The 12,466-nt window shown below is 36.9% G+C and carries 16 protein-coding genes; 6 read left to right on the top strand and 10 right to left on the bottom strand.

Features of this window, described 5'->3' with window-relative positions:
* Window positions 1–7: 7 nt before the first annotated feature.
* Window positions 8–481: a thioredoxin-dependent thiol peroxidase gene (gene bcp, locus ABMA72_RS05580; protein WP_021266377.1), complete on the bottom strand. Its 474-nt coding sequence runs from the start codon at window positions 479–481 to the stop codon at window positions 8–10.
* A 25-nt stretch (window positions 482–506) separates the two neighbouring features.
* A complete protein-coding gene (locus tag ABMA72_RS05585) occupies window positions 507–1,226 on the bottom strand; it encodes an MBL fold metallo-hydrolase (RefSeq protein ID WP_393056428.1) in 720 nt (239 codons plus the stop codon).
* Between the two features lie 71 nt (window positions 1,227–1,297).
* Between ABMA72_RS05585 and ABMA72_RS05590 the strand changes: the two genes are divergently transcribed.
* Complete coding sequence (locus ABMA72_RS05590; protein WP_393056430.1) at window positions 1,298–2,554, top strand: M48 family metallopeptidase; 1,257 nt, start codon at window positions 1,298–1,300, stop codon at window positions 2,552–2,554.
* A 181-nt stretch (window positions 2,555–2,735) separates the two neighbouring features.
* A complete protein-coding gene (locus ABMA72_RS05595) occupies window positions 2,736–2,924 on the top strand; it encodes a hypothetical protein (protein ID WP_392856894.1) in 189 nt (62 codons plus the stop codon).
* An 8-nt stretch (window positions 2,925–2,932) separates the two neighbouring features.
* On the opposite strand, the gene ABMA72_RS05600 is transcribed toward ABMA72_RS05595, so the two are convergent.
* Window positions 2,933–3,406: a hypothetical protein gene (locus ABMA72_RS05600; RefSeq protein WP_392856895.1), complete on the bottom strand. Its 474-nt coding sequence runs from the start codon at window positions 3,404–3,406 to the stop codon at window positions 2,933–2,935.
* Window positions 3,407–3,820: 414 nt separating this feature from the next.
* Here ABMA72_RS05600 and ABMA72_RS05605 point away from each other — a divergent pair, with 414 nt between their 5' ends.
* Window positions 3,821–4,486 (top strand): type 1 glutamine amidotransferase, encoded by a 666-nt coding sequence (locus ABMA72_RS05605; RefSeq protein WP_393056432.1) that lies wholly within the window; start codon window positions 3,821–3,823, stop codon window positions 4,484–4,486.
* On the opposite strand, the gene ABMA72_RS05610 is transcribed toward ABMA72_RS05605, so the two are convergent.
* Window positions 4,483–5,334: an alpha/beta fold hydrolase gene (locus ABMA72_RS05610; RefSeq protein ID WP_393056434.1), complete on the bottom strand. Its 852-nt coding sequence runs from the start codon at window positions 5,332–5,334 to the stop codon at window positions 4,483–4,485. The two genes, ABMA72_RS05605 and ABMA72_RS05610, sit on opposite strands and share 4 nt — an antisense overlap.
* A 63-nt stretch (window positions 5,335–5,397) precedes the next feature.
* Between ABMA72_RS05610 and ABMA72_RS05615 the strand changes: the two genes are divergently transcribed.
* Complete coding sequence (locus tag ABMA72_RS05615; RefSeq protein WP_392856903.1) at window positions 5,398–5,766, top strand: hypothetical protein; 369 nt, start codon at window positions 5,398–5,400, stop codon at window positions 5,764–5,766.
* On the opposite strand, the gene ABMA72_RS05620 is transcribed toward ABMA72_RS05615, so the two are convergent.
* The 3 genes from ABMA72_RS05620 to nth are packed head-to-tail and all read right to left on the bottom strand — an operon-like array spanning window position 5,743 to window position 7,875.
* The gene (locus ABMA72_RS05620) at window positions 5,743–6,522 is read right to left on the bottom strand and encodes a DUF2797 domain-containing protein (RefSeq protein ID WP_393056436.1); all 780 of its coding nucleotides are present in this window, start codon (window positions 6,520–6,522) and stop codon (window positions 5,743–5,745) included. The two genes, ABMA72_RS05615 and ABMA72_RS05620, sit on opposite strands and share 24 nt — an antisense overlap.
* Window positions 6,523–6,550: 28 nt before the next feature.
* Entirely contained in the window at window positions 6,551–7,228 is a 678-nt protein-coding gene (locus tag ABMA72_RS05625; RefSeq protein ID WP_392856906.1) for an alpha/beta hydrolase, read from the bottom strand.
* Window positions 7,225–7,875, bottom strand: a complete 651-nt coding sequence (gene nth / locus ABMA72_RS05630; protein WP_392856909.1) for an endonuclease III — start codon at window positions 7,873–7,875, stop codon at window positions 7,225–7,227. Before nth ends, ABMA72_RS05625 begins: the two co-directional genes overlap by 4 nt.
* Before the next feature lie 132 nt (window positions 7,876–8,007).
* Between nth and yidD the strand changes: the two genes are divergently transcribed.
* Window positions 8,008–8,247, top strand: a complete 240-nt coding sequence (gene yidD / locus ABMA72_RS05635; RefSeq protein ID WP_392856910.1) for a membrane protein insertion efficiency factor YidD — start codon at window positions 8,008–8,010, stop codon at window positions 8,245–8,247.
* A complete protein-coding gene (locus tag ABMA72_RS05640; protein WP_392856912.1) occupies window positions 8,244–9,590 on the top strand; it encodes a D-alanyl-D-alanine carboxypeptidase in 1,347 nt (448 codons plus the stop codon). The genes yidD and ABMA72_RS05640 overlap by 4 nt, the downstream gene beginning before the upstream one ends.
* Here the strand turns inward: ABMA72_RS05640 and ABMA72_RS05645 are convergent.
* The 3 genes from ABMA72_RS05645 to ABMA72_RS05655 form a co-directional block, all read right to left on the bottom strand.
* Window positions 9,587–10,318, bottom strand: a complete 732-nt coding sequence (locus ABMA72_RS05645) for a substrate-binding periplasmic protein (RefSeq protein ID WP_392856914.1) — start codon at window positions 10,316–10,318, stop codon at window positions 9,587–9,589. The two genes, ABMA72_RS05640 and ABMA72_RS05645, sit on opposite strands and share 4 nt — an antisense overlap.
* Entirely contained in the window at window positions 10,302–11,768 is a 1,467-nt protein-coding gene (locus ABMA72_RS05650) for a sensor histidine kinase (protein WP_393056438.1), read from the bottom strand. The genes ABMA72_RS05645 and ABMA72_RS05650 overlap by 17 nt, the downstream gene beginning before the upstream one ends.
* Before the next feature lie 103 nt (window positions 11,769–11,871).
* Window positions 11,872–12,465, bottom strand: a complete 594-nt coding sequence (locus tag ABMA72_RS05655; protein WP_392856917.1) for a LysE family translocator — start codon at window positions 12,463–12,465, stop codon at window positions 11,872–11,874.
* Window position 12,466: the final 1 nt, after the last annotated feature.

Consider the following 12,466-nt stretch of genomic DNA (forward strand, 5'->3'; position numbering starts at 1 on the left):
GAAAGGACTATAGATTTTCTTTAATCCAGTTCAGTACGTCATCATGGTGTGACTTAGTTTTCACCTTATCCATTACATATTTCAGACGACCGTCTTTGCCAATAATAAAAGTCGTTCTGATAACACCCATGTATTCTTTACCCATGAATTTCTTAAGTCCCCAAACTCCGTACTTATCCATAATCTTATGCTCAGGATCTGAGAGAAGGTCAAAATTTAGCTTTTGTTTATCGATGAATTTAACAAGACGTGCTGGCTCATCAGGAGATACCCCTAAAACCACTGTGTCGGCCTTAGCAAACTCCTTCTTATAATCACGAATACCACAGGCTTGAGTCGTACACCCAGGTGTCATGGCCTTAGGATAGAAGTAAAGAACAACGTTCTTCTCACCTTTGAAATCCTTTAGGCTAACTTTTTGTTCGTCTTGGTTAAGCATTGTAAATGCTGGCGCCATATTTCCTACTTTTGGAAAACTCATATCAACTCCTTTAAGCTTTTTTTATTTACCAGTTATCTCGTTTATGTCTTAAGTCTTTAATTCTTTCTTTATCATTCGTCATCAAGAAGAGGTTAACTCTCCTTTCTATTTCAAAATTGGTTTGAAATCCGATGCTTCCTTCTGATTGCACACGCTCGAGCAATTCTTTGGCCGCTTCATTATCTGGATCATTGGCCAAGGTAAAATTTAAATTATTAATTATATAATCATGGCCCGGCCAGAGAATAACCTGATCCTCGACTCTTTCATTAAGCGCCAGAATCGTATCAACAAATACTTCAAGGTTTCCGCCGTTCTTACAATTACCAATCCCTGCATTAAAGATCGTATCCATCGTGATAATTTCAACCTGCTTGCCCGATTCAAAAAGCAAAAAGCATAAGTGATCCATCGTATGCCCAGGAGTCTCAATCACTTCCAACTCTCCTAAAGAAGTTGGAATCTTTTCTCCATCAACAAGGATACGATCAACATTTTTGAAACTGTCTTTATGTCCCCAGACTTGAGCACCGTGTTCTTTAACCAAGGCCTCAACTCCGGCCACGTGATCATAGTGGCCATGTGATAGCAGGACCACCGCCAATTGGCGTTCATTAGTGGCCAACCACTCATTGATTAATTCAGGATAGATAGGATCAACCACAGCAACTTCAGCATTGCCCATTTCGACAATATAGTTATAGTTGCGTAAAGGTGAATCGGTATAAATTTGATGAACATTCATAGGCAAATACCTTTTTTTTTGACATGATATAAAGGTCATAACAAATATAGAAGTTAAAAAAAAGGAAGCACATGGTCAATCTTACGATGGCATCAAAAGTATTTATTTCTGTTCTTTGTATCAAGGGACTTGTTGAAGCATATCTAGATAAGAGAAATATTAAGCATATTGGAAAGAACTTTAATAAAGTTCCAGAAGAGTTCGCAGATAAAATCACTCTTGAGGACCACCAAAAGGCTGCTCGCTACACGATGGAGAAGCTTAATAAGGGCCAACTTTTCAATTTTATTGGCTATATCATTCTTGTGGTTTGGACACTTGGTGGAGGGCTAGATGCCTTAAATAAGTCAATCCTAGCTCTGGAGCTATCGCCACTTTTTACAGGGACATTATTTATTCTGGCCTTTAGTTTTATTAACTCAATCCTAAGCCTGCCAGAATCTCTTTATACAACTTTTGTTATTGAAGAAAAATACGGCTTTAACAAAACAACTTTCAAAACTTTCGTAACGGATATGATCAAGGGCTCACTTCTAGGGCTTATTATTGGAACTCCACTTATTTACGGAATCCTTTGGATCATGGAATCTCTGGGACAATACTGGTGGGCCTATGCTTGGGCATTCCTAAGCGCATTTCAACTACTTCTAATGTGGATCTACCCTACTTTTATTGCTCCAATCTTCAACAAATTTACAGAGCTTGAGGAAGGCGAAGTTAAGGATCGTATTCTCGATCTTCTAAAGCGTGTGGACTTTGAAAGTAAGGGACTATTCGTGATGGATGCTTCACGTAGAAGTGGTCACGGAAATGCTTATTTCACAGGCTTTGGAAAGAATAAGCGCATTGTCTTCTTTGACACTCTAATTAACACACTAAGCGCATCAGAAGTCGAGGCCGTTCTTGCTCACGAGCTTGGACACTTTAAGCGCAAGCATATTCTTAAGATGATGATCAAGGCCTTTGTTTTTAGCTTCATTGGACTATTTATCTTAGGACAGCTAATGCAAACATCATGGTTCTTTGAGATGCATGGAGTTCATACAACGCAAACTTATATGGCACTAACACTCTTCCTATTAGTTAGCGGAATTTACACTTTCTTTATTACACCTATCTCTTCATGGGCATCGAGAAAGTACGAATTTGAGGCAGATGAGTTTGCTTCGATTCACTCAGACCCACAAGAACTAATCAATGCTCTTGTGAAGATGTACAAGGATAATGCGAGTACACTGACTCCAGATCCAATTTATAGCTCTTTCTATCACTCTCACCCACCAGCACTAACGAGAGTGAAGTTCTTAGAAACATTTATTAAGAAATAACAAATATTCAGGGTAAGTTTGGCACCGCCCAATCTTACCCTGCTTCTCCAGAAGCTAATCTGCTGTAAGAATCTCGTCTCAATCTTACATGTTTAAAAAAATTACAATCCCCGACCGATTCTCTTTGTCTAAGGCCCAAATCCTTTCTATTCTAAGCATAATTATATACGTGAGGGAATTTATGAAACTTGTACTAGCAATGGCCGTTATCGCATGTCTTGGATTTAGCATGAATGTATCTGCAACAGAGATCCTTAAAAGTATCCCAGTTGAAGACCAAGGTCCTGAAAAAGACGAAAAAGAGTCAAAAAAAGATAAAGACTCTAAGAAAACTAAAGAAGATAAGCTACTTCAAATAGCTAGTCGCTAATTCTCGACTTATTTTACAGATCTGGCCTTCTCAAGAATCTTTTCAATATTAGAGAAGTCTTTTACCACTTTCCTCATTTGAAGAAGATACTTCTTTGATTGTGGGCTTTGTTTGTGAATAGCGTGAATATATTTATTCAGCTCGCCCTCAAGTAATCTGGCCTCAGATACAAAAAGGGCGATAAGCTTCACCTGTGCTTCAAGCACATCCACTTCAGTCGAACTCTTTGCAAGATTTAAAATTTGAGTATGTGTAATATCACCAACTGGCTTTGCAGCAAGATCAAGATTATTCAAACTACCAGTACTTTCCTCAGAGCTCTCTCCTAACTTTGATAAATCAACATCCTTAATCTGTTTAGTAATTGAGAACTCTAAAATATTAGATGGATTTTCATCATTAGAACTAGAAACCTTTGGCGCTTCAACAGAAGCTTTTGGCTTTTCAATATTGTCTTGATCTAATTTCTTGGCAGTTGACAAGATATCCCCCCGAATTAATCTTAATTTATTTATCGGTAAATTCTTGCCTTAACTTTAACCTGTTTTTAGTTAGATTTTATATAAAATTAGTCTTTTAACCTAGATCAACAAAGAGTTTTTCTTTTAGATTCTTTATAAAATTGAAAGGTATTGAATTCACATTTGGTGCTGACGAACTCTTAGCGACTTAGAAGTTTTCAAGAATTTTCTCTAATTTTGGTCCTTTAAACTTGGAAAATACTGATTCTTAAAATACTTAATTAAAAAGTGCCAACTTTGCGTGGAAGTTTGACACTGTCAAAACTCACTAAATACTATTTCTTTTTACGACAAAGTTCTTTTAGCTTTTTAACAATTTTGTTAGATTAGGCTCTCTCAAATTGACACTATTTCGGCCACATTTTAAGGAACCTCATGAATAAGCCTATTGCAATTATCGACTGCGCAATTTCAAAACCATCATATAACTGCATGAATCAAATGATTCAAAACTTTAATATCCCTACGACATATCACTGGGTATCTCAGTTTGGATGTAGTTCGCTTGATAAGATTGAAGAGGCCAGCGGCTATATTATCTTCGGCTCAGACTCAAATGTTTACCAAAGACTTGAGTGGCAAGTTGATCTAGCAAAACGCATGAAAGAAAAATTAGAAAAGAATATTCCTGTCATGGGAATCTGCTTTGGCCATCAGCTTATTGCCGATATTTTCGGCTCAAAGGTTGATATGGTAAAGCCTGATAATCAACTTTTTGAAGGAACGAGAAAGACGAAAGTTCTTGCTGACAAATTTGGTTTCAAAAAAGACGAAGAGTTTAGTCTCTTCATCACTCACCACTATGAGGTCAAGGAACTTCCAAAAGGCTTTATTCATCTTGCAACATCAAACGATTGTTTTCTTGATGGAATTGCTCACGAGACACTTCCCTTCTTTAGCTTCCAAGGTCACCCCGAAGCATCTCAGGACTTTGTCGATGGCCATATTGAAATGACTCTATCGGAGCAAGAACTAAAGGCCGGTTATGAAGGTGGCCGTAAAGTTATAAAGAACTTTATCGACTATATTAACGGTCACTAAAAAATTAACTTCTTAACGAGATCTCTAAGATAATTAAAATAAGGAGTACGATACTTTTCAATCTCTTGATATTGCTCGTGTCGTGCACCTTCAATTTTAGTCACTGTAAAACTTGTATCCACTTCTGCCAAATACTTCTCAAGCTCAGGAACACTAATTAGCTTGTCCGCTGTTCCGTAAGAAATATACTTTTCAACCTTATCGTTGATAGGCTTTGAAAATACTTTCTTACTACAAGCAACCATTTCTAATAGAAGTTTTGTGTGAAGCTTTTGAAGATTAAAAGGATCATTTTTAAATTCCTCAATCACTTTATTTCGATGTGAAAGAGTATTTAAATCAACGAGTCCACCAAGTGGTATCGACATCTTAACAGAAGCTAATTTGTTAAAGATATTTCCCTTAATCTTATTAACGGCAACAGCAAATGGACCACCTACACCGACTGGTGGAGCATTGATGATTATTGCTCTTGGATAAGAGTCTTCTTTTAAATTATTTTGTGTAAAGCCACATGTTATAAGGGCCCCCATTGAGTGCCCATAGAGAATATAATCTTCCATTTTATAATTCTCTTTTAAATGCTTAAGGCAATCTTCAAGGTCTAGCATATATTGCTCAAATGGGTCGATATAAGCTTTCTCACCACCACTTCGCCCATGGCCACGTAGATCATATTGAAAGACATTAACATCAAAGCCAAAAATTTCTTGGAGGTATTTATGTCGACCTAAATGCTCCCCTATTCCATGAGTCGCTATTAGCCAGTACTTTGCCCCGTGCTCAACCACTTCAGTGTATAGCTTTACACCATCGCGCATAGGAATCGCTCTCTTAATTGGCTCCATATTTTACCCTTTGATTAATTTTTATTTAGCTTTTATAATTATACTTAAATTTAAGGAAAAGTAATGTTTTGTCCAAAATGTTTAAGTAATAGTCTACATCTAAAAGAAAAAGGCGTCATTCATATATTAGTAAATGGACGCCAAAAAGATACAGGTCGCTTCCTATTCAATTTAGAAAGACGTCCTGAGATCACTCAAAATATTTCCAATAAGATTCTTGAACATTTTAAGTGGATCGCAAGTTTCCAAAATACGAAACCAGTTGAGCACGTGAATATCATCACTGCTGATGCAAAATGCGATAATGGTTGTGCACTTCCTTTAGCTCAAAAATTCTCACTACTCGACCATCTTGTTTCAACGAGAGAAGTGAAGAATATGGTTCAAATACATGCAAAAGAGTGTGGACTAGACGTCGAACTCGACATTTAAAAAGTAACCACCATGCTTTCTCATATTCACGCATCCCGTATCTAAAATTAAATACTGACCTTTAATCCCCATTAAAGTCCCCTCAATAACAGGGCTCTTATCAAAACCAATTGACTTAACTTTTGTTGGGTATTCGATCACCGGATATTCAATATGAGTAACTTCCTCTTCAATATCATCGAGGCCAAAGCTATCGATAATGTCCGCAAAGTCATCATAAATTTGATCACGAAGCATTTCGAGATCTTCATCTGCGACTTCATTCATGAGCATCTTGCGCCAATTAGTTTTATCAGAAAATGCCTTAGCAATCTCAACTTCAATCTCACCAGAAGTCTTACGATCGGGAACTTCTAAAATTGGTAGCGCATATGATGCGCCCTGATCGATCCAACGAGTAGGAATTTGAGTGTGTCTTGTAATTCCCACTTTCACATGACTAGAAACCGCAAGGTACACATAGTGAGGAATCATACAATTCTCTTCTCCCCACTTCGGTTCGCGACAAGTTCCTTTGTGATAGTGGCAAAGCTCTGGCTTAACAATACAAGTATCACATTGAGCAAGAGTGATCATTTCCTTATAAGAGTAGCCTTGAGAATAAGACTTCTTAATTAACTCTCCAGAATAAACTGAGTTAATCTGACCATCAAAGCTTAGCTTGATTTTCTTTCCTAAAAGATCATTCATATAAAGTAGCTCATCACCTAAAGGTAAGTGATAATGAGCTAAACCATCTTCAAGAGATGTTTTCATTTTGCGTATATTTCCGCTTAACATAATTCTATTTCTCCAAGAATGTTTTTAATTTTTGAATCACAGGCATTGGAATCTCATGCCCACCTTGAAATGGATGAAACTCATATTCATCAACTTTTTCAAGATAAGTCTTAAGCTTCTCACTCAAGAAAAACGGAAGAATTGGATCTGCACTTCCATGGGATTGAAAAATAGGAATATGCCTAAGATGCTTCGTGTTCTCCGCGATATGCCCTTCATCAAATAGAGTTGATGATAATAGGAATAAGCGCTTAATCAATTCTGGTTCTTTATAAGCAATCGCAAGACTCATCATAGACCCTTGAGAAAATCCTCCAAGATACACTTCATCACTATTCTTTTTAATTTCCTTAATGAGGTGAATAAGTCTATCACGCATATCTTCAATGCCATCAGGGACACTTTGTGAGAAGAAATCTTCAATTCGACCTTCCATCGATGCCTGCTGGAGCCCTACCATATCAATCGGAAACCATGCACTCCCCTTCATTCCCATACCAATATCAACTTTCATTGGGCCATCAACAAAGTACCAATTAAATTCATCCTTAGGATCTAAATACTGATATAGAGGAGCTAAATCTTGAAAGCTCGCTCCATAGCCATGAAGAACAATAATCGATTTCTTAGTGCTCCCCTCTTGAAATAAAATATCGAAGTCATTAATTCGTGTTACTCTCATTTCTTTGTCTCAACTTTTGATTTACGGTTTGGATAAACATGGCGACAAATTGGACACTCAAGCCCAAAACATGATCTCGCCTTACAATACTCGCGCCCATAGAAGATGATTTGCAAATGAAGTTTATTCCAAAGATCTCTTGGAAATAACTTCTTACAATCAGCTTCAGTCTGGTCAACATTCTTACCTTTAGTTAGGCCCCAACGCTGGGCAAGTCTGTGAATATGAGTATCGACTGGAAACGCTGGAACATCAAAGGCCTGGGCCATAACAACTGAAGCTGTTTTGTGACCAACCCCAGGAAGCTTCTCAAGCTCCTCAAAGCTTGCAGGAACTTCTCCCTCATGTTCATTAACGAGAATGCGAGAAAGGTCATAAATGGCCTTCGACTTTCTAGGAGAAAGCCCACAAGGCTTAATAATCTCCTTGATCTCTTCTTGTGTTAATTTCATCATGTCACGTGCATTGTCGGCCTTTGTAAAAAGGGCCGGAGTTACTTGGTTAACTCGTTCATCAGTACACTGTGCTGACAAAAGAACTGCAATTAGTAATGTGAACTCATTCGTATGATCTAGCGGCGTAGGAGTTTCTGGATAAAGCTCCTCAAGCGCCTCAACAATATAGTCTGCTCTTTCTTGTTTTAACATCTTCTTTCCTTTATGGGTTCCAGCAGACTTTTACGTAAGCGTTGCGTTGTAAAATAATGCTATGTTTACGTAAAAGTCTGCTGGAACCTAAAAAATAGCAAATTATCCATGAAAATGCTAAAATAACGCGTAATGAGATACGTTTTCATCAAATTAATCCGCTTTTACCAACTGGCAATCTCTCCCTTTCTTGGGTCTAATTGTCGCTATACGCCAACATGCTCGCAATATGGTATCGAGGCCTTTAGCAAATTGCCTTTTCATATCGCCTTTTGGAAAACGACAAAGCGCGTTCTAAGCTGTCACCCATGGGCCAAGGGCGGATATGATCCCGTAACTCCAGACTGTTGTCATAAGGATGGACATAAATGAAGTACTTGGTTTTATTTTTATTTTCACTAGCAACTCTTGCTACAACTTCAATTGATAAATTAAAGAAAGAATTTTTAGATAAAGGTGACGAATTAAGCTATTTTTTAGAATGGGATAGCGGCAAATCAAGATCACTTGATACAAAGAATACATTCATTCCCGCTTCTATTTTCAAGATTTTTTCGGCCTACTATATCCTCGATAAACTAGGAACGGACTACCGATTTAAAACGACCATTGCCTCACGTGGACATATTTCAAATGGCATTCTCAAAGGAGATCTAATCCTAAGTACTTCAGGTGATCCATACTTTCTTACGGCCCAAGCATTTGATCTTGTGGATGCCGTAAAAGCCGCCGGAATAAAAAAGATTGAAGGGAAACTCGTTATTATCAACAACTTTGTCAACTTAAGCCGCATTGGTAACGTGGGCCTTGATGACCAGCCTTATAATCAAAGTATCTCGGGCCTTAATATTAACTTTAACCGCTTCAAGTCTATTGGCCGCGAGAATAAAGAAATTTTTCCTATTCACGATGGTTTCAAAGTAAACAAAGCAACTAAGAAACTAGGGCCAGGAGAAGGCTTTCGTCATCAGAGTAATAGTAAAAAAGAAGAATGGATCTATTCAAAAACAGATAACTACTTCCTAGAGGTTCCTTTAAGAAACTCACTACTTTTTAATGCCCACTACTTTAACAACCACCTAAAAACGGCAGGAATTGAAACTAGCGGTATTGCTTTTGAAAAGAAATTTACCAAGTCAAAAATTTTAAATTCAATTTACTCTGTTTCATCACTAGACATGGTGAAGTTATCTCTTGAGTACTCAAATAACCTCTTTATCGAAACCTTAGTTTTAAAGGCAACAAAGAAAGATAACCTGAAAGATGCTGCCCAGAAAATGGTTAAGGATTTAAAACTACCTGTGAAAGGTAACGTCACAAATAGCTCTGGCCTAAGCGTTGACATCGAAATGCTAGCACAGGACATCGTAAATTTTATCAACAAAAATGCTTATAAGAAATTTGGCAATCACTACTTTGTAAACCTACTTTCAATCACTGGTCACAGTGGCTCTCTTCACCGTAAGTACTTAACGAAAGCAGGGTTTGAGAAGTATCGTTACAAAACGGGGAGTCTTGATTACGTCTACAATATTTGCGGAAGAAGCTTTGAAGCAGACCCTGTAACATTTTGTATTATGATCAATAACCCTAAAAAACGTCAATTGCTGATGAGAGAGAACTCCCTAAAGAATGAGAAACTTCGTCAAGATGCTAAAGCATGGAGACGCTCTAAGGAGCGCTTTAGTGAGTTGTTAATGTATGAGTTAAATTAAAACTTGAATACTTTACGACAACAAGGCATATCTTTTATTTTTATTAAAAGACTCATCATCATATCTTTTGAAATATGTGAGGTCTTCGTCATAATTACCCGGTGATCGTATTCTTGGTCATAATGTTCTGAAATAATAAGCTTATCTTTAAATTGGCTATTATTATCAAAGAAGAGATTTAAATAGGACTCAGTAACAATGGCAATATCACCCCTACCTTTAAGAATGCTGAGAATATTTCCCTCGTGCGAATTGGTATAAGTCAACTTTGCATTAAAGTCCTTTTTTATTTCATAATCGAGAAAGCCATAGTGATAGCCATCAAATAATAGTATCGTTTTCTTCTCTAGTTGCTTTAGGTAGCTTTGATTTCTATCTCTCTTTAATGCGATAAACTTTTCACCACCTAGTGAAAAAGGAGGTGTCATCACATAATTAATCTTACGCTCACTCCAACCCCACTTAGGACTTTCAAAGAAAATCATATCAAAACGATTTGATGTAAAGTCACGGTAGCGACGTCTTGCTGATGTTTCAACAATTTTAAAACGATACTTGTCTTGAACTTTATTAAGCTCTTGAATCATTTCCAGTAGAATACCACTTTTTGCACCATTCTTCTTCATGTAAAAGGGAGGAAAGTGATAGGCACCCACAAGGATATCCGTTGTCGCAAAGATTGAAATTGAAAATGTGAAGGCAATAAGAGTCTTAATGAAGATGTTCACTCATAGCTCCACTATATTTTGGTAGTGAAATAATGAATTTTGTATTCTCTGACTTAGGGTCATACTTTAAATAACCGTCATTATTTAACATCATTTCATACGATAAGCTTAATCCCAGACCAGTTCCCTTATTAACATCTTTTGTCGTATAAAAAGGTTCCATAATTCGACTTTCAATACGAGGATCGATTCCGTTTCCACTATCGATAACTTCAATAAAAAGATTTTCAAAATCTTGCTTGATAACAACATTTATATGACGTTCTTCAAGGTCTTCAATTGCGTCAATTGAATTATTAATTAAGTTAACAAGAACCTGACTGATCTGCGTCTTATTTGCATAAATAAGGTTTCCTTGAGGACTCTTATCATAATGAAAACTTAGGCCAATTTCTTTTTCGGCCAAGCGACCTTTACAAATCGCTAAGACAATTGACTCAAGCTCCTCACATCGAATTACTGTTTTCAAGTCTTTTTGCCCATCACGAGACATGGTCGACATACTTTTTACAATTTCAGTGATTCGATCTGCCGCGACTTCAACTTTCTCAAGAATATACTCGCACTTTTCGCCGCTTACACATTTCTTTAGACGATTAAGATTACCTAAGATTACAAATAGAGGATTATTAATTTCATGAGCAATTCCAGCTGCCATTTGCCCCAAGGCCGCAAGTCTTTCAGACTCATGACTTCTTTCTCTTTGCTCATATAACTCTTGTGTGCGTTTACTAACAGTAGCTTCAAGTTCCACATTGTATTGCTTTAACTTCTCATCTCTTAGAATAATTTCTTTTAGAGTTTTATTTAAAGTTTTTGCAAAGAAAGATAGTTCATTTAATGCAAATTTTTCACGGATTGGTCGGAAGTCTCCACTAGCAATAAGACTTGTTCGATTAACAAAGTGCTTAAGAGGACTAAAAAATAAGTAATAATAGGCAAACGAAATAACAATTAAAGATAAGATGAGACCGGAAGCAAACCACATTCCAATCATTTTCATGATATTGTGGACATAAACAGCATTTAAACGATTGGAAAATATAATCTCAACATTTCCAATATTCTTGCCCTCATATGAAACATCAAAGTTTTCGATAATAATTTCAGGATGAACATATTTAGGAGCTGGAGCTTCAACAAGAGAGATATGACTTAATAGATTACCATTCTCATCTTTTACAGTAATGGATGTTACAGTTTGATCACTAGAGTTTACAAATACATTTGAAATTTTTTGAATATACTCTCTGTTTAAGTTCCAAATAGGAAGCTTAAGAGAGTCTACGATTTGTCTCGAAATGATTTCTCGATCATTTTCAAAACGCACCTTTTCTTGATTACTATGAATGTGATAAGCAGCAATCCCTAAGACAAAAAAGCTTAAAGTAAGTACTACCCCCATAACAATCGGAATAATAAATGAAAAGCGAGCCGGTGTTTTGTCCATGCCCTATATCTACTTGCGTTATTTAGATTTAGCAAGCAGTTTGTAAATAGAAATAGTTTTTAAAGAATGAGTCTATACTAACACCTAAAGTAATATCAATAACTTAGAAAGAAGTCGAGATCATCCACAGTCCTACTGCAACGAGTAAAAAACTAAAGAAGTACTGGGCCTTCTTTCCACCAAGGACATGGGCCAAGCGATTACCCATAAAGAACCACAGTAAATGAGCGCTGGCTCCGCCAAAAAATATGACCGCACTAAAAAGTGTTAGAAAGAGTTTACCTTCATTTAAAAATGGTGAGTAAACACTGATTGTGAAAACTAAGAACTTCGGATTGAGGGCCTGAAAAATTGCTCCCTCCAAAAACGAAGGACCTTTCGAATTTTCTTCTTCGTTATTAACCTTTACTTCCTTCACATTCGTAAGACTTTTGTAGGCCATATAGAAAAGGTATAAAGCGCCAAAGATTGGTAAGTATGTCATGATCTTCTCATGCTTCATGATGAAATCAGTCGCACCATAGAGACAGATCAGAAGACCTGAGATTGTCGAAAGCCAAAGCCCAAGAATAAAAGGTAGTGTTTTCTTAAAACTATAAGTTCCACCAAGTCCGGCCAAGGTAACATTTGCAGGCCCAGGAGAATAACAAAGAGGTGCAACGATAAAGAAGAAACTAGTTAATATTTTTGTAATCATA

Origin of the sequence: Halobacteriovorax sp. CON-3 (genome assembly GCF_043196995.1) — a bacterium.
In the GTDB taxonomy this organism is placed as follows: Bacteria; Bdellovibrionota; Bacteriovoracia; order Bacteriovoracales; family Bacteriovoracaceae; genus Halobacteriovorax_A.

Bases quoted from the DNA above. Each gene is read 5' to 3' on its own strand.
- ABMA72_RS05640 (WP_392856912.1), top strand. From the start codon at position 8,244: ATGAAGTACTTGGTTTTATTTTTATTTTCACTAGCAACTCTTGCTACA.
- ABMA72_RS05620 (WP_393056436.1), bottom strand. From the start codon at position 6,522: ATGAAAACATCTCTTGAAGATGGTTTAGCTCATTATCACTTACCTTTA.
- bcp (WP_021266377.1), bottom strand. From the start codon at position 481: ATGAGTTTTCCAAAAGTAGGAAATATGGCGCCAGCATTTACAATGCTT.
- ABMA72_RS05605 (WP_393056432.1), top strand. From the start codon at position 3,821: ATGAATAAGCCTATTGCAATTATCGACTGCGCAATTTCAAAACCATCA.
- yidD (WP_392856910.1), top strand. From the start codon at position 8,008: ATGAGATACGTTTTCATCAAATTAATCCGCTTTTACCAACTGGCAATC.
- nth (WP_392856909.1), bottom strand. From the start codon at position 7,875: ATGTTAAAACAAGAAAGAGCAGACTATATTGTTGAGGCGCTTGAGGAG.
- ABMA72_RS05625 (WP_392856906.1), bottom strand. From the start codon at position 7,228: ATGAGAGTAACACGAATTAATGACTTCGATATTTTATTTCAAGAGGGG.
- ABMA72_RS05650 (WP_393056438.1), bottom strand. From the start codon at position 11,768: ATGGACAAAACACCGGCTCGCTTTTCATTTATTATTCCGATTGTTATG.
- ABMA72_RS05585 (WP_393056428.1), bottom strand. From the start codon at position 1,226: ATGAATGTTCATCAAATTTATACCGATTCACCTTTACGCAACTATAAC.
- ABMA72_RS05610 (WP_393056434.1), bottom strand. From the start codon at position 5,334: ATGGAGCCAATTAAGAGAGCGATTCCTATGCGCGATGGTGTAAAGCTA.
- ABMA72_RS05615 (WP_392856903.1), top strand. From the start codon at position 5,398: ATGTTTTGTCCAAAATGTTTAAGTAATAGTCTACATCTAAAAGAAAAA.
- ABMA72_RS05655 (WP_392856917.1), bottom strand. From the start codon at position 12,465: ATGATTACAAAAATATTAACTAGTTTCTTCTTTATCGTTGCACCTCTT.
- ABMA72_RS05590 (WP_393056430.1), top strand. From the start codon at position 1,298: ATGGTCAATCTTACGATGGCATCAAAAGTATTTATTTCTGTTCTTTGT.
- ABMA72_RS05595 (WP_392856894.1), top strand. From the start codon at position 2,736: ATGAAACTTGTACTAGCAATGGCCGTTATCGCATGTCTTGGATTTAGC.